Here is a 19,108-nt window from a genome sequence, read left to right on the forward strand (position 1 = left end):
GCCCTGCCGCTAATGCATGCGGTGATGCCGCGCCGGGGAATCGGATGCGTATCCCCGCAACTGGGCATATTGCTTCATCTGATCGGGGAGCAGGATTTGCGCCGTTTCGAGGTGATATTTCAGATGCGCGTTGCGCAGTTCCGCCTGCGTCTGGCCGATCTTCGTCGTCGCTTCCCTCAGCGCGGCTGATGTGATCGAACGGTTGGCGAATTGCCGGTCGAGCGCGCCTTCCTGCTCGATCAGGCTGAGTCCGATCGGTGTCGCTTCCGCTTTCATTGTTTCAAACAGTGTTTGAATCTGCTGCTTCTGCGCCGCCGACAGCGCCAGCTTCTCGGACAATTCCAGCACGTGCATCGGGCCGGGGTAGCCGTTCAGTTCGGCCGCCAGCGCCAAGCCCATACCCCTGCCGGCTCTGAGATCATCGATCTGCTGCGCGGACAGCGCCTTGATCGAACGGCCCTGCATCCCTGCATAGGGCGACTGCGCCAGTGCGGCGGTCGAAACGAGGGCGAGGATACCGATGGCGGTGGCAATGGCTTTCATGAAATTCTCCTGCTGTGCGTCGTGATCTTAACAGTCCCGCCGGTGGGCGTTCATCAAAGTCCCGTCAGAATTATTCGACGCGCTGAAAGACGCTGAATTGAAAGTGCTGTTGCGATCCCCAGGGCGTGGCATGGTCGTTGCGCTGGCTTTGCAGCAGCTTGAACCCCGGTCCCAGCGTCTGCGCAAGGCGCGCCGCATCGTAACGCATCACCGGCAGGCCGCTGCATTTCTCGGGTCCGTCCAGCGCGAAGGTCGCGATGATGGCGTGGCCGCCGATCTTCAAACCCTGCTTGAACCGCGCGATGTAGCCCGCGCGGTCACGCTCCTCGGTCAGGAAGTGAAACGCCGCGCGGTCATGCCAGATGTCATACGCCCGCGACGGCTGCCATGTGGTGGCGTCGGCCACAAGCCAGTGCGCACGTGAGGCGCGTTCGCCGAGACGGGCTTTGGCGGCCTCCAATGCCGCCGCGGATAGATCGAGCACGGTGAGGTCACAAAATCCCTGATCGATGAGGTGATCGACCAGCCGCGACGCGCCGCCGCCGATGTCGATGATCGCCTGACGGGGCGCAGCCCCGACCTCGGCGATCAGCGCCAGCGACGGGGCAGGGCTTTCCTGAAACCAGCTGACCTCGTTCTCGCCTTTGCTGGCGTAGACCTTCTCCCAGTGCGCCTGGCGGCTTTCGCTTTCCATCGCGTCCTCCTCCGCGCTGCGGGGCGCCAACATCATATTCCGGCCTCGCCTGGCTTGCCATTGAGATTCATCGCCGGGTGGAGAATCCGCTGCAGCCGCGCGCCTTTGACCAGCGCATAGATCGCGGGAATCACGATCAAGGTCAGCAGCGTCGACGAAATCATGCCGCCGATCATCGGCACCGCGATGCGCTGCATGATCTCGGATCCCGTGCCCGTGCTCCACATGATCGGCAATAGCCCCGCCATGATGGCGACGACCGTCATCATTTTCGGCCGCACCCGCTCCACCGCGCCCTCCATGATCGCATCGTAAAGGTCCTGCTTCGTCAGGGCGCGGCCCTCGGCCGCCCGGCGCGCCCTGATCTCGTCGAGCGCCTGGTTGAGATAGATCAGCATCACGACGCCGGTCTCGGCGGCGACGCCGGCAAGCGCGATGAAGCCGACGACGACGGCGACCGACAGGTTAAAGCCCAGCCACCACATCAGCCAGAGCCCGCCGACCAGCGCGAACGGCAGCGACAGCATCACGATCATGGTTTCGGTCAGCGAGCGGAAGTTGAGATAGAGCAGCAGGAAGATGATCATGAGCGTCACCGGCACCACGATCTTCAGCCGCGCGGTGGCGCGTTCGAGGTATTCGTAACTCCCGCTCCACATCACGTAAGCGCCCGGCGGGAACTCGATGCTGGCCTTCACCGCGGCCTGCGCGTCGGCAACGTAGCTGCCGATGTCGCGGTTGCGGATATCGACATAGATGTAGACCGCGAGCTGCCCGTTCTCGGTGCGGATCGAGGTCGGCCCGCGCGATGGTGCGACCTTGGCGACTTCGCCGAGCGGCACCGCGCCGCCGCCCGGCATCGGCACCAGCACGTCGCGGATGATCGATTGCGTGTCGCCGCGCAGATCGCGGGGATAGCGCATGTTGACGCCGAAGCGCTGACGCCCCTCGACGGTCGTGGTGACGGTCTGGCCGCCGAGCGCGGTCGCGATCACATCGTTGACGTCCTGCACCATGATGCCGTAGCGCGCCATTGCCGCGCGGTCGGGGACGATATCGAGGTAATAGCCGCCGATGCCGCGTTCGGCATAGGCCGACGACGTGCCGGGCACCGCTTTGAGCACCTGCTCGATCTGTTTTGCGAGCCGGTCGATCTCGTTGAGATCAGTGCCGATCACCTTGACGCCAACAGGCGTCCGGATGCCGGTCGACAGCATGTCGATGCGCGCCTTGATCGGCTGGGTCCAGGCGTTGGAAACGCCGGGAAACTGCAGCGCCCTGTCCATCTCGGCGGTCAGGCTCTCCACGGTGACGCCGGCCCGCCATTCCGCCTTTGGTTTGAGATTGATCACGGTCTCGAACATTTCGGAGGGGGCGGGATCGGTCGCCGTCAGGGCGCGTCCGGCCTTGCCATACACGGAAGCCACCTCCGGAAAACTTCGGATGATCCGGTCCTGGGTCTGCAGCAGCTCGCCGGCCTTGGTGACGGATATGCCGGGCAGCGTCGTCGGCATGTAGAGCAAAGTGCCTTCGTTGAGGTTCGGCATGAATTCGGTGCCGAGCTGCCGCGCCGGCCAGATCGTCACGGCGAGCACTGCGACCGCCAGTAGGATCACCAGCACCTTGGCGCGCATCACGGCCTTGATGACGGGACGATAGACCCAGATCAGGAAACGGTTGATCGGGTTCCTGTGCTCGGGAATGATCTTGCCGCGCACGAAGATCACCATCAACGCCGGCACCAATGTTACCGACAACAAGGCCGCCGCCGCCATCGCAAAGGTCTTGGTGAAGGCGAGCGGGCTGAACAGCCGGCCTTCCTGCGATTCCAGCGTAAATATCGGCATGAACGACACGGTGATGATCATAAGGCTGAAGAACAGCGCGGGCCCCACCTGTGACGCCGCTTCGATCAGCACGTCGATTCGCGATCGCCCGGGCTCGGCGCGCTCCAGATGCTTGTGCGCGTTTTCGATCATCACGATGGCCGCGTCGACCATGGCGCCGATCGCAATCGCGATGCCGCCGAGGCTCATGATATTGGAGCCGAGGCCGAGCAGCTTCATGGCGCCGAACGCCATCAGCACGCCGACCGGCAGCATCAGGATCGCGACCAGGGCGCTGCGGACATGCAGCAGGAACACGATGCACACGAGAGCGACGATGACGCTTTCCTCGAACAGCGTACGCTTGAGCGTGTCGATCGCCGCGTTGATCAAACTCGAGCGGTCATAGACCGCGACGATCTCGACCGATTTCGGCAGGCTGCTGGCGATCTCGGCAATCCGCTTTTTGACGTTCTGGATCACGTCCAGCGCATTGACGCCAAACCGCTGCAGCACGATTCCGCTGGCGACTTCGCCTTCGCCGTTGAGTTCGGTGATGCCGCGCCGCTCGTCGGGACCGAGTTCGACGCGGGCGACGTCTTTCAGCAGCACCGGCGTGCCGCCGCTGGACTTGAGCACGATATTGCCGAGGTCGTTGATGCCCTTGATGTAGCCCTTGCCGCGAATGACGTATTCGAACTCGGACAATTCGACGGTGCGGCCGCCGACATCGGCATTGCTGGCGCGGATCGCGTCGCGCATCCTGGGCATGGTGATGCCGAGGTCGCGCATGCGCTGCGGATCGAGCACCACGTTGTATTGCCGGACGAAGCCGCCGACGCTGGCGACCTCGGCGACGCCTTCCGCCTTGGCCAGCGCGAACTTCAGATTCCAGTCCTGGATCGCGCGAGTGTCGGCGAGGTTCAGCTCTTTCGACATGACGGCGTATTGGTAGACCCAGCCGACGCCGGTGGCGTCCGGTCCCATCGTCGGCGTCACGCCCGCGGGCAGGCGCGCCGAAGCGCTGTTGAGGAATTCCAGCACACGCGAGCGCGCCCAGTAGATGTCGGTGCCGTCCTCGAAGATCACGTAGACGAACGACACGCCGAAGAACGAGAAGCCGCGTACCACCTTTGAGCGCGGCACCGTCAGCATCGCCGTGGTCAAGGGGTAGGTGACCTGGTCCTCGATCACCTGCGGCGCCTGGCCGGGATACTCGGTATAGACGATCACCTGGGTGTCGGAGAGGTCGGGAATGGCATCCAGCGGCAGGTGGGCCAGCGCATAGAGGCCGGCGGCGGTGGCGAAACCGGCGCCGAACAGCACCAGCAGCAGATTGCGCGCCGACCACGCGATCAGGCGGGCGATCATGGCTGCGCTCCGTCGGCAAAGCCTTTCAGCGCGGCCTTCAGATTGCTTTCCGCATCGATCAGGAAGTTCGCCGAAACCACCACCGGCTCGCCTTCGCTGACGCCCTCCCGCACCTCCACATAACCGTTGCCGCGATGGCCGAGCTTGACTTCGCGGGGCTCGAAGCGGCCTTCGCCTCTGTCGACGAACACCGCCTGGCGCCGGCCGGTGTCCATTACGGCGCTCTCCGGGATCGTCAGCACCGGCGCGGAACTGCCGATATCGATCTCGGCATCGACATACATGTCGTGGATCAGCACCAGGTCGGGATTGGCAAGCTCTATTCGCAGGCGCCCGGTACGCGTCTCCTTGTTGATCTGCGGATAGATGACGTTGATTGTCCCGGTGAAGGTGCGGCCGGGAAAACCACGCGCCTTGACGGTCGCCGGTTGCCCGAGCGCGAGCATTCCCATGTCGCGCTCGGCCACGTCGATGATGGCCCAGAGCTGCGTATGGTCGGCGATCCGGAACAGCACTTCACCCGGTTGCGCGCGCGCGCCCTCGATGGCGTTGCGTTCGAGCACGATGCCGTCACGCGGCGAAGTCCATTCGATGCCGATCGGAACCGTCCGGCTCTTCTCCATCGCCGCGATGGCCGCTTCGGGCACGTCGAGATTCATCACCCGCTGCCGCGACCCCCGGCCATAAGCAATGTCGCCGCTGGTGGTTTTGGAGTTGATGGTTGAAATATATTCGGCCGCGGCCGACGAGATCGCCGGACTGTAGACTTCCATCAAGGGCTGACCCTTGGCGACGTGGCTCCCGGTGGTGACGTTCGCAACCTTCTGGATATAGCTTTCGGACCGCATCGAGATGACGGAGACGCGGCGCTCGTCGAGCTGGATGGTGCCTGGCGCGTGGATCGTGCTGCGGATGGTGCGCGGCGCCGCAGGCTCCGACCTGACGCCGGTGCGCTGGATTTTCCCCGGCGACAGTTTGACCGAACCGTCATCGCTGTCCTCGCCCTCATAGACCGGGATGTAATCCATCCCCATCGAATCCTGCTTGGGGGTGGGGGAGGTGTCCGGCAGTCCCATCGGGTTGCGGTAGTATTTGATCTTGCGCTCGGCCGGCGCCGCCGATGTCGCGGCCGTGCCGTGCGCGCTGTGGTCCTTCATGTCAGCCGCGGCAAAGCCGGCCGCGCCGATCGCGGAAATGCCGGCTATTGCGATCGCGCCAACGCCGATCAGCGCACCCCAAAGGGCGCGCGAATGCTGCATCGTTTTCATCCTCGAAATTCCCTCAAGCTCGCTTGGTCAGCCGCGAAGGCGGCATGCTTGGCGGGCGCGCGAACGCGCCGCCGGGACGTCGGGCGTTAAGCCGAACGGACCAGGGAGCGGGGAGGTCTTGGCGGGGGATGTTGGCCGAGGCTGTCGGCCTCGGGGTCGCTGCCGGGCGCCAGCAACCGGACCGTGACGGGCCGGATCTCAATCATTCCGGCCGGCGATGGCGCGTGAAAATTGGTGACCATGCAAAGCGCCATCAGCGGGCACTGGTCGCAATCCATGGGCACGGATTTATCCGGGCAGCATGGCATGTCGGCGGCCATTTCCGCCATCTCCGCAGCCACCTCCGCAGCCACCTCCGCCGCTATGGGCGCAGCCATGCCCATACCTTTGCCCGCATTGGCAGGTCGGGAAAGCGGGGCGAACACGAGCCCTGCGATCACGAAGATCGCCAGCAGCCGGCCGAGATGGAACGATATTTTCACCCGTGCATTTTCTCACGTTCCGGCCACCAGGGGAACCTCGGCCGGATCACTAATTCGCCAGAATTTTGGCTGGACGGCGCTGGGCTTAACCCACCAACCCATGTGCCACCCACCAGATTACATCCGGGTAATCCGCGGCGCCTCGACGCACCATGGCTTCTTGAAGGGAGGCCAGTAGGGCCCATACATCCTGTCATGTCTGCCACGGCATGCGGCCGCGGCGGCAGGGAGACGACAATGAGCTATTTCAAGACTGCCATTCTCTTGGCCGGTCTTACCGGCCTCTTCATGGGCGTCGGCTATCTCTTCGGCGGGGCTACCGGCGCCATGATCGCGCTTGTGATCGCCGCCGCGACCAATCTGTTCGCCTATTGGAATTCGGACCGCATGGTGCTGTCGATGTACGGCGCCCATGAGGTCGACCGGCAAACCGCGCCTGACCTCTACAACCTCGTGGCCGAGCTTGCCGGGCGCGCCGGCCTGCCGATGCCGCGCGTCTTCGTGATGGACGAGGCGCAGCCCAATGCGTTCGCCACCGGCCGTAACCCGCAGAACGCGGCGGTCGCGGTGACCACCGGACTGATGCACTCGCTCAGCCGCGAGGAGCTGGCCGGCGTGATCGCGCACGAGCTCGCGCACATCAAGAACCACGACACGTTGTTGATGACGATCACGGCGACCATTGCCGGCGCGATCTCGATGGTGGCGCAGTTCGGCGCGTTCTTCGGCGGCAACCGCGACAACAACCACGGCCCCGGCATCATCGGCTCGATCGCGATGATGATCCTGGCCCCGCTCGGCGCCATGCTGGTGCAGATGGCGATCAGCCGGACCCGCGAATACGCCGCCGACGATCTCGGCGCGCGCATTTGCGGCCAGCCGATGTGGCTTGCGTCTGCGCTGTCCAAGATTGCCGGCGCGGCGCACCAGGTGCCGAACATGGAGGCCGAGCGCAATCCGGCGACGGCGCACATGTTCATCATCAACCCGCTGTCGGGACACGGCGTCGACAACCTGTTCACGACGCACCCCTCGACCGAGAACCGCATTGCCGCCCTGCAGCAGCTCGCGGCAGAATTGGGCGCGGGCGGCACGGCTTCCGCTGGTGCCGGTCGCAACGCGCCGCGCCGCGGTCCGTGGGGCCGGACTTCGGCTTCGCGCGGCCCTTGGGGATGAAGCTGTAAGTCTCCCACTCTCGTCATTCCCCGATGCGCAATTGCGCATCTGAGGACGCGCCACTTGGCGCGGGCCCGGAATCCATTTGTCCGCATGGACTGTCGCCCGATGGATTCCGGGCGCGATGCTGCGCATTGGGGAATGACGGCGGATGGATTGCTCGCGCTGCGACAAATTAACCCGACGGGCAAAATTCCGCTTCCCTCGTCGGGCAAATCAGCGGTTTGAATCGTCGCGTCCCGCCCGACAAGAGGGGCGTTGCGCACGTCACGAACGCGCGGCGGGATGCGGTGGACGCTGGTTCACGCCTGACGACGGCGTGGATTAAGCGTACGGCAAAACCGTGTGGTCCTGGCGCCCGTTGCCGGCGTCAAGCTGTCGGAGAAGCGTGAGCGGAAACGATAGCGACGGAGTCAACCAAGAACTCGTCTCCGGGGAGAGCACGGCATAAGCCGTAAAGCCATTGCGCAGGGAAGGCCGGGTGTTCACCGCTGCCCTGTATGCTCGTGTGCAGCCTACTTAGTGCAAACCGCACACGAGACCGCGGGTGCAGCGCGCACCCGGTCTTCCCTGCGCCCTCTCATGTGGGGCAAGGAAGTTTCTGGCAAAGCTCGGGCGCTGTGCGTCGCGAGAATGCGAACTCATATCTGCTGTCTGAAAATTGAATCGGGAATGCATGCGACACGAAAGGTGCGCTCCCTCTCCCCTTGCGGGGGAGGGTGGGGGAGAGGGGTAGCCACACGGGCAGTCCCGATGACGCCACCCCTCTCCCTAGCCCTCTCCCGCAAGGGGAGAGGGAACGCAGATGCGTCCGTGGTGACGAAGAGGCCTCAACTCAAAACGCCGTATACCCGCCGTCGATCACAAAGCAATCCGCCGTATGATACGACGACGCCTGGCTCATGATGTACACCGCGATGCCGCCGAAATCGCTGGGCTCGCCGAACCGGCGCACCGGGATGCGCGGCATCACGTTGGCGACGAACTTGTCGTTCGCCATGATGCCGGCCGTCATGTCGCTCTTGATCCAGCCGGGCAGGATCGCGTTCGCTGTGACGCCGTGACGGGCGAGTTCGACGGCGAGCGCGCGACACAGTGCGTTCAGCGCGGCCTTGGTGCCGGCGTAGTGCTCGTTGCGTGCGGTGCCGAACAGCGACGCCAGGCTCGAGGTCGCGACCAGCCGGCCGAACTTGTCGCCGGCTTCGGCGCGTTCGGTCATGTGGCGCGCGGCGGCCTGGAACACATGGAAGACGCCGTCGAGATTGGTCGCGAACATTTTTCGCCATTCCTCTTCGGTGCGGTCGATGAAGGCACGCCGGCCGCCGCCGCCGATGCCGGCATTGGCAAAGCAGCCGTCGACGCGGCCGAGCGCATCCAGCGTGGCCTTCATCGCGGCCTTGACGGAGGCGGGATCGCTGACGTCGCAGATGCGAGTGTCGACCTTGCCGGGACCCTTGGCGAGGCTTGCCGCCGCACTCGCGTTCTTGTCGGCGTTGCGGCCCCAGATCGAAACAGTGCAGCCCGCGGCGTTCAGCGCCTGCGCAATGCCGAGGCCGATGCCGCCATTACCGCCGGTGACGACGGCAACGCGGCCGGAGAGGTCGAAAATGCTCATGAATGTATCCCTTGGGTGTTTCCATCTGGTTCGGCCCGCGTTAGTCGTGCGTGCAGTGGCGGGCAGATGTTCGGGTCCAACCATGGACAAGCCCATCAGGAAAATCAAATATGGGGCCAACAACACATTCGACCCATCGCGCAAGCCCGATAGCGCGTAAACACAACTCGTGAGGAAACAATGCAGTTCAAGCACGTCACGCTCGATTTCGATGGCCCGGTCGCCGTTCTCAGGCTTGACCATCAGGAGGTCATGAATGCGGTCTCCATGGACATGCTGGGCGGTCTTGCCGATGCGCTCGACGAGATCGAGGACAAGAAGGAGCAAGTGCGCTGCGTCGTGCTGACCGGTGCCGGCCGTGCCTTCTGCACTGGCGCCAACCTGCAAGGTCGCAACAATCAGAAGCCCGGCAAGAGCAACGCGGGCGCCTCTCTGGAAACTGGCTTCCATCCCTTCCTGCGGCGCATCCGCAAGCTTCATTGCCCGCTCGTGACCGCCGTCAACGGCCCCGCCGCCGGCGCCGGCATGAGCTTCGCGCTGATGGGCGACATGATCCTGTGCGCGCGCTCGTCCTATTTCCTGCAGGCGTTCCGCCGCATCGGCCTGGTGCCGGATTGCGGATCGACCTGGTTGTTGCCGCGCATGATCGGCAAGGCGCGCTCGGTCGAGTTGTCGCTGATGGGCGAACGGCTGCCGGCGGAGAAGGCGCTGGAATGGGGCCTCGTCAACCGCGTCCATGACGATGCGGTGTTGATGGAAGAGGCGATGAAGCTGGCGCATGATCTTGCCAACGGTCCGACCATCGCGCTGTCGCAGATCCGAAAACTCTATTGGGACAGCCCGGAAAACTCCTTCGAGGAGCAGCTCAATCTCGAATTCGAATCGCAGCGCATCGCGGGCTCGGCGGAAGATTTCAAGGAAGGCGTCACCGCGTTCCTTGAAAAGCGCCCAGCCAAGTTCAAGGGCAAATGATCGAGGCCGAACTCGGACGCTGCGTCGCCGCCTGGTATCCGGGCGCGACCGGCGTCACTGGCGCGGCAAAGCTCTCCGGCGGCGCCAGCCAGGAGACCTGGACGTTCGACATCGTGCATCCCAGCGGCAATGTCGGCGCGATCCTGCGCCGCGCGCCGCCGGGCTATGGCGCTTCGCCCGGCCGCGCCGCAGGGCTCGACGCGGAAGCAACGCTGATGCAACTCGCGCACGACGCCGGCCTGCCGTCGCCGCGCGTGATGCATGTCCTGAAGCCCGAGGACGAACTCGGCACCGGCTTCATCATGCAGCGGATCGAGGGCGAGACCATCGCGCGAAAAATCCTGCGCGACGAAAAATTCGCACAAGCCCGCCCGATGCTGGCGCGCCAGCTCGGCAGGGTGGTCGCAGGCATCCACGGCTTGCCGGCGGCAAAACTGCCAAAGCTGCGCGAGATGACGGCGACCAAGGAAATCGCCGATCTCGATCGCGAGTATCGCAGTTTCGGCCGGCCGCGTCCGGTGTTCGAACTGGCGCTGCGCTGGCTGCGCGAACGCGATCCCGGTCCTTCCAAGGAAGTAACGCTGGTGCACGGCGATTTCCGCCACGGCAACCTCATCATCGGGCCCGACGGCGTCCGCGCGGTGCTGGATTGGGAGCTGGCGCATTTCGGCGATCCGATGGAGGATTTGGGATGGATCTGCGTCAACTCCTGGCGCTTTGGCGAGATCGACAAGCCCGTCGGCGGCTTTGGTTCGCGTGAGGACCTGTTCGCCGGCTATGAAGCCGCCGGGCGGAAAGCCGATCCCCACCGCGTGATGTTCTGGGAAGTGATGGGCACGCTGCGCTGGGGCATCATGTGCTGCGGTATGATGCAGCGGTTTCGGCAAGGGCCGGATCATTCGATGGAGCGCGCGATGATCGGGCGCCGTTCGTCAGAGACGGAAATCGATTTGCTGAGATTGTTGGCCCCGAGGGGGAAATAACATGCAGGACGAACCGACACCCACCGAACTGATCAAGGCGGTCGCCGATTTTCTGCGCAACGAGATCACGCCCGCCATCAAGGGCCACAACGCCTTCAAGCTCCGCGTCGCCATCAACGGCCTCGATTTGGTGACCCGGCAACTGGCGCTGGAAGGCGATAGCGATAGCGCAGAGGCCGCGCGGCTCAAGCAACTGCTCGGCATCGACGGTGCGCTGCTCGACCTCAACCGCGCGCTGTCGGATAAAATTGCAAAGGGCGAGGTCGATCTGCAAACGCCGGGGCTGGCCGAGCATCTCTGGCAAACCACGATGGACAAGCTCGCCGTCGATCAGCCGAATTATGCGTCGTACAAAAGGGAGTTGGGGAATAAGTAGGGTGGGCACCATTCTATCGTCATGGCCGGGCTTGTCCCGGCCATCCACGACTTGGCGTCGGCAACGAAAGACGTGGATGCCCGGGACAAGCCCGGGCATGACGGAGAGAGTGAATTTACTTCCCCAGCCACTTCGGCGCGCGCTTCTCCGAAAACGCCTTCGGCCCCTCGATGTAATCCTGCGAGGCCGCCATCGCCTTCACCGCCGGGTATTCGCGCTGTTCGGCGATCGCTTGTTCCAGCGAGACCGCCATGCCCTTCTGGATCGCTTGTTTGGAGGCGCGGATCGACATCGGCGAGTTCTTGGCAATGGTCTCGGCCCAGCGCTCGGCGGCCGCCAGCGCTTCCCCGGCGGGGACCACTTCATTGACGAAACCGAGCTCGAGACCCTCCTTGGCCGAGACATGGCGCGCGGTCAGGATCATGCCCATGGCGCGCTTCATGCCGATCTGGCGCGGCAGCCGGTGCACGCCGCCGGCGAGGGCGGCGAGGCCGACGCGCGGTTCAGGCAGCGCGAAGGTGGCATTCTCGGAGGCAATGATGAGGTCACACGCCAGCGCGATCTCGAACCCGCCGCCCATTGCGACGCCGTTGACGGCGGCGATGATCGGCTTGTCGCAGTCGAACCGCGAGGTGAGGCCGGCAAAGCCGCCCTTGTCCCAGCCGCGCTTGCCGCCGGCCGCCTGCCATTTCAGATCGTTGCCTGCACAAAAGGCCTTGTCGCCGGCGCCGGTGACGATCGCCACCCACTGGTCGGGATCACCAGAGAAATCGTCGAACACCTTGTTGAGTTCGAAATGCGCGTCGATATGCAGCGCATTGTACACTTCGGGACGGTTCAACGTGATGATGGTGATCGGACCCTTGCGCGTGACCTTGGAGAATTTGAGATCCATGTTCGCTCCCGCTGTTTTTCTGTGACGAGGAATAATAGCGCGGTGCCAGCCGCCGGAACCCATTCAATTACGCAAGCGAGCCGCGCGTCACAAGCGATATTCGCTTGCTTGACTTGGGGCTGCTCTTCCAACCTTAATCGAACATGCGCCGCCTAGTCCGGCTAGCCACTAAACACAATAAACGACATTTTCGGGAGAGACCGCAGTGGATTTTGCATTGCCCGCCGACCTCGTCGCTTACCTCGACGAACTCGACCGCTTCATCGCGCGCGAGATCAAGCCGCTGGAAGAGGCCGACGACAACATCCGCTTCTTCGACCATCGCCGCGAATGGGCCCGCACGGATTTCGATAAGGGCGGTTTGCCGCGGCATGAATGGGGAATCGTTGCTGCGCAAGGCCAAAAACCTCGCTGACGCCGCCGGACATCTGCGCTTCGCAATCCCGAAGCGCTACGGCGGCAAGGACGGCTCCAACCTCTGGATGGCCGTGATCCGCGAGCATTTCGCGTCCCAGGGATTGGGCCTGCACAACGATTTGCAGAACGAGCATTCGATCGTCGGCAACCTGCCGATCGTGACCATGCTCGACCGCTACGGCACCGACGAACAGAAGGCGATGATCGACGGCTCGATCACCGGCAAATACCGCATCACCTTTGGCCTCACGGAACCCGAGCACGGCTCCGATGCCACGCACATGGAAACGCGAGCCGTGCCGGCGACCCGCGACAACGTCAAGGGCTGGATCGTCAACGGCCAGAAGATGTGGACCACGGGCATGCATGTGGCCACGCATTGCGCGTTGTTCGCCCGCACATCAGGCAATGACGGCGACGCGCGCGGCATCACCTGTCTGCTGGTGCCGGCCAAAGCTGAAGGTGTAAAGGTCGAGGAGTATATGTGGACCTTCAACATGCCGACCGATCACCCCCGCGTCAGTTTTACCGACGTGTTCGTACCTGACGACGCGCTGTTCGGCGAGGTCGGCCGCGGGCTATCGCTGGCGCAATGCTTCGTGCACGAGAACCGCATCCGGCAGGCGGCGAGTTCGCTCGGCGCCGCCGTCTATTGCATCAACGAAAGCGTCAAATACGCGCGCGAGCGAAAGCCGTTCGGCAAGGCGCTAGCCGAGAACCAGGCGATCCAGTGGCCGCTGGTGGAACTCGCTACACAAGCCGAGATGCTGCGGCTATTGATCCGCAAGACCGCGTGGGAAATGGACAAGCTGACCCAGGCGGAGGTCGAGCACACGCTCTCGGATCGGGTCTCGATGTGCAATTTCTGGGCAAACCGCCTCTGCTGCGAAGCCGCCGACCGCGCCATGCAGGTCCATGGTGGCATGGGCTATTCGCGCCACAAACCGTTCGAACACATCTACCGCCACCACCGCCGCTACCGCATCACCGAAGGCAGCGAGGAGATCCAGAAGCGGAAAGTGGCGGGATTCCTGTTCGGGTATATGGGCGCGGGGAAGCATTGATGGACGCACGCAACTCCATCAACACGTCGTCCCGGCGAACGCCGGGACCCATAACCACAGGGTGGAGTTTGGGGCACGCTCGTTAAGCGGAGGCATCTAATACTTCCTGCAATTATTGACGTCACGGCGTATGGGTCCCGGCGCCCCGTGCGCAATTGCGCACTAGGCCGGGACGACATCGAGGCTGCAATTCGAGGAGCGCGCTAATTCACCTGCCGGTCCTTCCCCGTCCAATACGGGTCGCGCAAATTCCGCCGCAAAATCTTGCCCGACGGATTGCGCGGCAGCGCTTCGAGAAAATCCACCGACTTCGGCGTCTTGAAGCCGGCGATGCGTTGGCGGGCGAAGTTGATGATGTCGGCCGAAGTAGCTTGCTTGCCCGGCTTCATCACCACGATCGCCTTGACCGCTTCGCCCCATTTGTCGTCGGGGATGCCGATGACAGCGGCTTCGGCGACGTCAGGGTGATCGCAGATCGCGCTCTCGACTTCGGCGGGATAGATGTTCTCGCCGCCGGAGATGATCATGTCCTTGATGCGGTCGTGGATGTAGAGATAGCCGTCCTTGTCCATGTAGCCGGCGTCACCGGTGCGCAGCCAGCCGTCGCGGTCGAGCGTTTTCGCGGTGGCTTCCGGCAGGTTCCAGTAGCCGACCATGTTGGAGCCCGAACGCGTGGCGATCTCGCCGACTTCACCGACCGGCAGCCGGGTGCCGTCGGCGTCGAGGATCGCAAGCTCGATGCCGGGCAGGGCCTTGCCAGCGGAGCGCATGCGGTCGAGGCCCTCGATGTGGTCCTCCGGCGGCAGCGCGACGATGGTGCCTGTCGTTTCGGTCATGCCGTACATCTGCACGAAGCCGCATTTGAAGACCTCGATGCATTCCTTCAGCAGCGCCGCCGGAATAGGCGAGGCGCCGTAGAGCATGTATTTCAGCCGCGAGAAATCCACCTGCCGGGCGCGCGGCTGCCGGACCACGAACTGCATCGCGGCCGGCACCATGAACAATTTGGTGATGCCAGACTGCTCGAAGAAATCCAGCACCTTGGTGGGATCGAACTCGCGTGCGATGACGCCCTTTGCACCGTGATAGAGCCCCATCACGCCCCAGCCGGAGCCGCCGATATGAAAGATCGGCATCGCCACCAGCGAGACATCGTCGGTCGACCATTTGTTCCAGTCGGGCTTCTCGGCCTCGTTGCCGGTCTGCACCAGGTTGAGGAAGTTGGCGTGCGACAGCATCGCGCCTTTCGGCTTGCCTGTCGTGCCCGACGTATAGAGCTGGATCGCGACGTCCTTGGGGCTGATCGGCACCTTGGGGTCATCGCCGCTCTGCGCATCGCGCCACGCCGTAAAATCCGGCCATTCCGGCGCGCCGCCTTCGGTGGTGATGATGGTGCGGAGGTCAGGCAGCTGCGGCTTGATGTTGCGGGCCTGCGTGATGAACTCCGGTCCGACGAACAGCACCGGCGCGCGGCAATCGGCGACGATGAAGGCGACCTCGGGCCCGGCCAGCCGCCAGTTCACCGGTGCCATCACCACATTGGCCTTCATCGCGCCCATCAGCAGTTCGAAATAGATGTCGCTGTTCTTGCCGAGATAGGCGATGCGCTCGCCCGGCTTGACGCCGAGCGCTACAAGCGCATTGGCGACGCGGTTGGTCTTGATGTCGAATTCGGCGAAGCTGGTCTGACGTCCCTCGAATTCATAGACCAGCGCATTGCCGCGGCTCCTGGCGCGCTCGCGCACCATCTCGGCAAGGTTTGCCGGCGCTTGTGTGGCGGACATGTTTCTCCCGTCGTGTCTTATTTTCGTTGCACAGAGTTTGGCGGTATCCGCCAACAAAAACAATACGCGATGATGGTCGCGATGTTTCCGCATGTCGTCCCTGCGAACGCAGGGACCCATACGCCGCGGCCTAGCGGTCGGACGATGGAGTTAGTTGCCTTCGCAAAACGAATGACCGTGGTTATGGGTACCCGCGTTCGCGGGGACGACAACCTAGCCCCGCGACGCGCGGTCCTTTTCGTTCTGCGCCTTGATCGAATCCCGCGCGCGCTCCCAGTCAGCATCGGACCACTCGCGCAGCTCGTAGAAGTTTCCGCCGGTCGCCAGCGCCTGCGCGCCGTCCATCGCAATGGTTTCACCGTTGATCCAGTCGCAGCCGCCCGAGATCAGGAACACGGCAAGGTTCTGCAACTCTTCCATCTTGCCGACGCGGCCCATCGGATTCCGTGCGATGGTGCGTGCGCCGGGTTCATCGCCCGGGTTGAGACGCTTGCTCATGCCCTCGGTCGGAATTTCACCGGGTGCGATGGTGTTGAGCCGGATACCATAGCGGCCCCATTCCATCGCCAGCGACATGGTCATGGCATGGATCGCCGATTTGCTCATCGCCGACGGCACCACATAGGGCGAGCCGTTGCGGACCCAGGTCACGGTGATCGACACCACGTTGCCGCGCTGCTTCTCGGCAATCCAGCGGCGGCCGATGGCGTGGGTGACATAGAACGTGCCGTGCATCACGATATTGGCAATCGCGTCGAAGCCGCGTGGTGTCAGGTCCTGGGTGCGCGAGACGAAATTGCCGGCGGCGTTGTTGATGAGATCGGTGAGCGGACCCCCGGTCCAGATCTGTTCGATCATCTCGTCGACCGCAAGCGCGTTGCGGATATCGACGCCGTGGCTGACCACACGTCCGCCGTGCAGGTCCATCAATTCGGTCGCGGTCTCGTCGCACACGCTCTTGCGGCGGCCGCAGATATGGACCTCGGCGCCAAGCTCAAGGAATCGCGCGGCCATGGATTTACCGAGGCCGGTACCGCCCCCGGTCACGAGAATGCGTCGCCCGGCGAGAAGCTGATCGTTGAACATCGTTTCCACCTGAAAGGAATTGCTGTTAATTGGTCGATTGACTAAATCCGGACAACGCCGTTCTGTAAAGCGATAACAACGAATAGCAGTGGAGGAGAATTCTCATGGAGCAGCGCGTTTCGATATCGATTTCGGACGGCATTGCCGACGTCCGGCTGGTGCGAGCGGACAAAATGAACGCGCTCGATGCCGCGATGTTCGAGGCGATTGTCGCTGCAACTGAACGACTTGCGCATGAGAAAGGAGTCCGGGCGGTAGTATTGTCCGGCGAGGGCCGGTCGTTCTGCGCGGGGCTCGATATGGGACGTTTCGCCGCGATGAAGGAGCAGGGCGGTAACGGGATCGCCGGCGGCGAAAAGCGCGACCTTTCCGCGCGCACCCATGGCCTCGCCAATTTTCCACAACAGGCGGTGTGGGGCTGGCGGCAGCTTCCGGTTCCGGTGATTGCGGCAATTCAGGGCGTTGCCTTCGGCGGCGGGTTCCAGCTGGCGCTCGGCGCCGACATGCGCTTCCTCACCCCTGATGCACGGATGTCGATCATGGAAATCAAATGGGGCCTGGTGCCTGACATGGCGGGCACGCCGATCCTCGCCAGCCTCGTGCGCGACGATATCCTGCGCGATCTCACCTACACCGGGCGCATCTTCTCGGCGCAGGAAGCGATGAGCTATGGCCTTGCAACGCGGATCTGCGACGACCCCCGCGCCGCGGCCTTCGAGGTTGCGCGTGAGATCGCCGGCAAGAGCCCAGAAGCGATCCGTGCCGCCAAGCGCATGCTCAACAATCTGTCCGTCGATCCCGGCCCGGCATTGCTCGCCGAATCCGTCGAGCAGATGAAGCTGATGGGCAGTGCCAACCAGCAGGAAGCCGTGCGCGCCAATCTGGAAAAACGCGCGCCGAAGTTTGCGGACGCGGGATAGTTTTTGCCGTCATTCCGGGTTCGTGCTGCGCACGCCCCGGAATGACAGTTTCCTAAAACCCGGCGAGAGATCGGAAGAGACAATGACAACATCGCCCTTCCTCGGCATCATCAGCGGCCAGCGCCGGCGCGAGCATACCGAGGTCGCCGAGCGCACCGACCGCATCGCCAGCGGATTGCACAAGCTCGGCGTCAAGCCGGGCGACAGCGTCTGCATGTTGATGCGCAACGACATCGCCTTCATCGAGGCGGCGTATGCCGCGATGCGGCTCGGCGCCTACGGCGTGCCCGTGAACTGGCACTTCAAGCCGGAGGAAATCAATTATGTGCTGAAGGATTCCGGCACTTCGGTGCTGATCGCGCATGCCGACATGCTGCATCAGCTGCGCGATGCGATTCCATCAGGCGTCACCGCGCTCAGCGTGCCGACGCCGCCGGAGATCCTGGCGAACTACAAGATCAACCCTGATCATCTCGCGACACCGGATTTCGCGATCGATTTCGAATCCTGGCTCCAGCAACAATCGCGCTATGACGGGCCGGTGGTACCGCAGCCGCAGAACATGATCTATACCTCGGGCACCACGGGCCACCCGAAGGGCGTGCGCCGTTTTGCGCCGACGCCGGCGCAGATCGCCAATGCCGAAGCCATGCGGGCGATGATTTACGGCCTCAAGCCGGGCGCGCGCACGATCCTGCCGGGGCCGCTTTATCACTCCGCGCCGAACTCGTTCGGCCTGCGCGCCGGACGCCTTGGTGGCGCGCTGATATTGATGCCGCGCTTCGAGCCCGAGGAATTTTTGCGGCTGATCGAAACCGAGCGGGTCGACACGATATTCATGGTGCCGACCATGTTCATCCGGCTGATGAAGCTGCCGGAGCAAGTGCGCAGGAAATACGACGTGTCGTCGCTGCGGCATATCATTCACGCCGCCGCACCCTGTCCGGCCGACGTCAAGCGAGCGATGATCGAATGGTGGGGGCCGGTGATCTACGAATTCTACGGCTCGACCGAATCCGGCGCCGTCACCTTTGCCAATTCCGAGGATGCGCTGAAGAAGCCCGGCACCGTCGGCAAGATATCGCCGGGCGCTGAACTGCGCTTCATCGGCGATGACGGGCGCGTGCTGCCGCCGGGCGAGATCGGCGAAATCTATTCGCGCATATCGGGCAATCCGGACTTCACCTATCACAACAAGCCGGAGAAGCGCTCCGAGATCGACCGCGAAGGATTCATTACCTCGGGCGATGTCGGCTATATCGATCAGGACGGATACGTCTTCATCTGCGACCGCAAGCGCGACATGGTGATTTCAGGCGGCGTCAACATCTACCCGGCGGAAATCGAGGCTGCGCTGCACGCCGTGCCTGGCATCCATGACTGCGCGGTGTTCGGCATTCCCGACGAAGAATTCGGCGAAGCGTTGATGGCTGTGGTGGAGCCGCAACCGGGCGTGACACTCGATGTCGCCGCGGTCCGCGCCGAGCTGAAGAAGTCACTGGCCGACTACAAGGTGCCCAAGCACGTCGAAATCCAGGCCAACCTGCCGCGGGAAGATTCCGGCAAGATCTTCAAACGCCGGCTGCGCGATCCCTATTGGGAGCGCGCGGGACGGCGGATTTAGCTGGCCGCAGCG

General features: G+C 63.5%; 15 protein-coding genes and 1 pseudogene. 7 read left to right on the top strand and 9 right to left on the bottom strand.

Translation table 11 applies throughout. The features are described 5' to 3' along the window. Window positions 1-9: 9 nt before the first annotated feature. The 5 genes from ABIE49_RS33695 to ABIE49_RS33715 all read right to left on the bottom strand — a co-directional run bounded on the left by ABIE49_RS33695 (window position 10) and on the right by ABIE49_RS33715 (window position 6,184). Complete coding sequence (locus tag ABIE49_RS33695) at window positions 10-543, bottom strand: Spy/CpxP family protein refolding chaperone (RefSeq protein ID WP_192737309.1); 534 nt, start codon at window positions 541-543, stop codon at window positions 10-12. A gap of 70 nt (window positions 544-613) precedes the next feature. Beyond that, a complete protein-coding gene (locus ABIE49_RS33700; RefSeq protein WP_192737310.1) occupies window positions 614-1,237 on the bottom strand; it encodes a class I SAM-dependent methyltransferase in 624 nt (207 codons plus the stop codon). Between the two features lie 32 nt (window positions 1,238-1,269). Then, window positions 1,270-4,434, bottom strand: coding sequence for an efflux RND transporter permease subunit (locus ABIE49_RS33705; protein ID WP_192737311.1), 3,165 nt, complete (start codon window positions 4,432-4,434; stop codon window positions 1,270-1,272). After that, window positions 4,431-5,702 (bottom strand): efflux RND transporter periplasmic adaptor subunit, encoded by a 1,272-nt coding sequence (locus ABIE49_RS33710; protein WP_192737312.1) that lies wholly within the window; start codon window positions 5,700-5,702, stop codon window positions 4,431-4,433. The genes ABIE49_RS33705 and ABIE49_RS33710 overlap by 4 nt, the downstream gene beginning before the upstream one ends. Window positions 5,703-5,788: 86 nt before the next feature. After that, complete coding sequence (locus ABIE49_RS33715; RefSeq protein WP_192737313.1) at window positions 5,789-6,184, bottom strand: hypothetical protein; 396 nt, start codon at window positions 6,182-6,184, stop codon at window positions 5,789-5,791. Between the two features lie 237 nt (window positions 6,185-6,421). On the opposite strand from ABIE49_RS33715, the gene htpX reads away from it, so the two are divergent. Next, window positions 6,422-7,360, top strand: coding sequence for a zinc metalloprotease HtpX (gene htpX, locus ABIE49_RS33720; RefSeq protein WP_192737314.1), 939 nt, complete (start codon window positions 6,422-6,424; stop codon window positions 7,358-7,360). A gap of 835 nt (window positions 7,361-8,195) precedes the next feature. On the opposite strand, the gene ABIE49_RS33725 is transcribed toward htpX, so the two are convergent. Next, window positions 8,196-8,975, bottom strand: a complete 780-nt coding sequence (locus ABIE49_RS33725; RefSeq protein WP_192737315.1) for an SDR family NAD(P)-dependent oxidoreductase — start codon at window positions 8,973-8,975, stop codon at window positions 8,196-8,198. A 180-nt stretch (window positions 8,976-9,155) separates the two neighbouring features. Here ABIE49_RS33725 and ABIE49_RS33730 point away from each other — a divergent pair, with 180 nt between their 5' ends. From ABIE49_RS33730 to ABIE49_RS33740, 3 genes are read left to right on the top strand one after another with little or no spacing between them, the layout of a single operon-like run. Next, window positions 9,156-9,947 (top strand): enoyl-CoA hydratase/isomerase, encoded by a 792-nt coding sequence (locus ABIE49_RS33730; protein WP_192737316.1) that lies wholly within the window; start codon window positions 9,156-9,158, stop codon window positions 9,945-9,947. After that, entirely contained in the window at window positions 9,944-10,930 is a 987-nt protein-coding gene (locus tag ABIE49_RS33735) for a phosphotransferase family protein (protein ID WP_192737317.1), read from the top strand. The genes ABIE49_RS33730 and ABIE49_RS33735 overlap by 4 nt, the downstream gene beginning before the upstream one ends. Before the next feature lies 1 nt (window position 10,931). After that, a complete protein-coding gene (locus ABIE49_RS33740) occupies window positions 10,932-11,306 on the top strand; it encodes a DUF6285 domain-containing protein (RefSeq protein WP_192737318.1) in 375 nt (124 codons plus the stop codon). Between the two features lie 115 nt (window positions 11,307-11,421). Here ABIE49_RS33740 and ABIE49_RS33745 read toward each other — a convergent pair whose 3' ends face one another. Further along, window positions 11,422-12,201, bottom strand: a complete 780-nt coding sequence (locus ABIE49_RS33745; RefSeq protein WP_192737319.1) for an enoyl-CoA hydratase-related protein — start codon at window positions 12,199-12,201, stop codon at window positions 11,422-11,424. A 205-nt stretch (window positions 12,202-12,406) separates the two neighbouring features. Between ABIE49_RS33745 and ABIE49_RS33750 the strand changes: the two are divergent. Next, window positions 12,407-13,682, top strand: a pseudogene (locus ABIE49_RS33750) (acyl-CoA dehydrogenase family protein). A gap of 203 nt (window positions 13,683-13,885) precedes the next feature. Here ABIE49_RS33750 and ABIE49_RS33755 read toward each other — a convergent pair. Together ABIE49_RS33755 and ABIE49_RS33760 are read right to left on the bottom strand one after the other, a co-directional pair. Beyond that, the gene (locus ABIE49_RS33755) at window positions 13,886-15,466 is read right to left on the bottom strand and encodes a fatty acid--CoA ligase (protein WP_192737321.1); all 1,581 of its coding nucleotides are present in this window, start codon (window positions 15,464-15,466) and stop codon (window positions 13,886-13,888) included. Window positions 15,467-15,679: 213 nt separating this feature from the next. Then, the gene (locus ABIE49_RS33760; RefSeq protein ID WP_192737322.1) at window positions 15,680-16,552 is read right to left on the bottom strand and encodes an SDR family oxidoreductase; all 873 of its coding nucleotides are present in this window, start codon (window positions 16,550-16,552) and stop codon (window positions 15,680-15,682) included. Between the two features lie 104 nt (window positions 16,553-16,656). Between ABIE49_RS33760 and ABIE49_RS33765 the strand changes: the two genes are divergently transcribed. Continuing rightward, window positions 16,657-17,472: a crotonase/enoyl-CoA hydratase family protein gene (locus ABIE49_RS33765; protein ID WP_192737323.1), complete on the top strand. Its 816-nt coding sequence runs from the start codon at window positions 16,657-16,659 to the stop codon at window positions 17,470-17,472. An 82-nt stretch (window positions 17,473-17,554) separates the two neighbouring features. Continuing rightward, window positions 17,555-19,096, top strand: a complete 1,542-nt coding sequence (locus tag ABIE49_RS33770) for an acyl-CoA synthetase (RefSeq protein ID WP_192737324.1) — start codon at window positions 17,555-17,557, stop codon at window positions 19,094-19,096. Window positions 19,097-19,108 lie beyond the last annotated feature (12 nt).

Source organism: Bradyrhizobium sp. OAE829 (assembly GCF_040546575.1).
Lineage (GTDB): Bacteria > Pseudomonadota > Alphaproteobacteria > Rhizobiales > Xanthobacteraceae > Bradyrhizobium.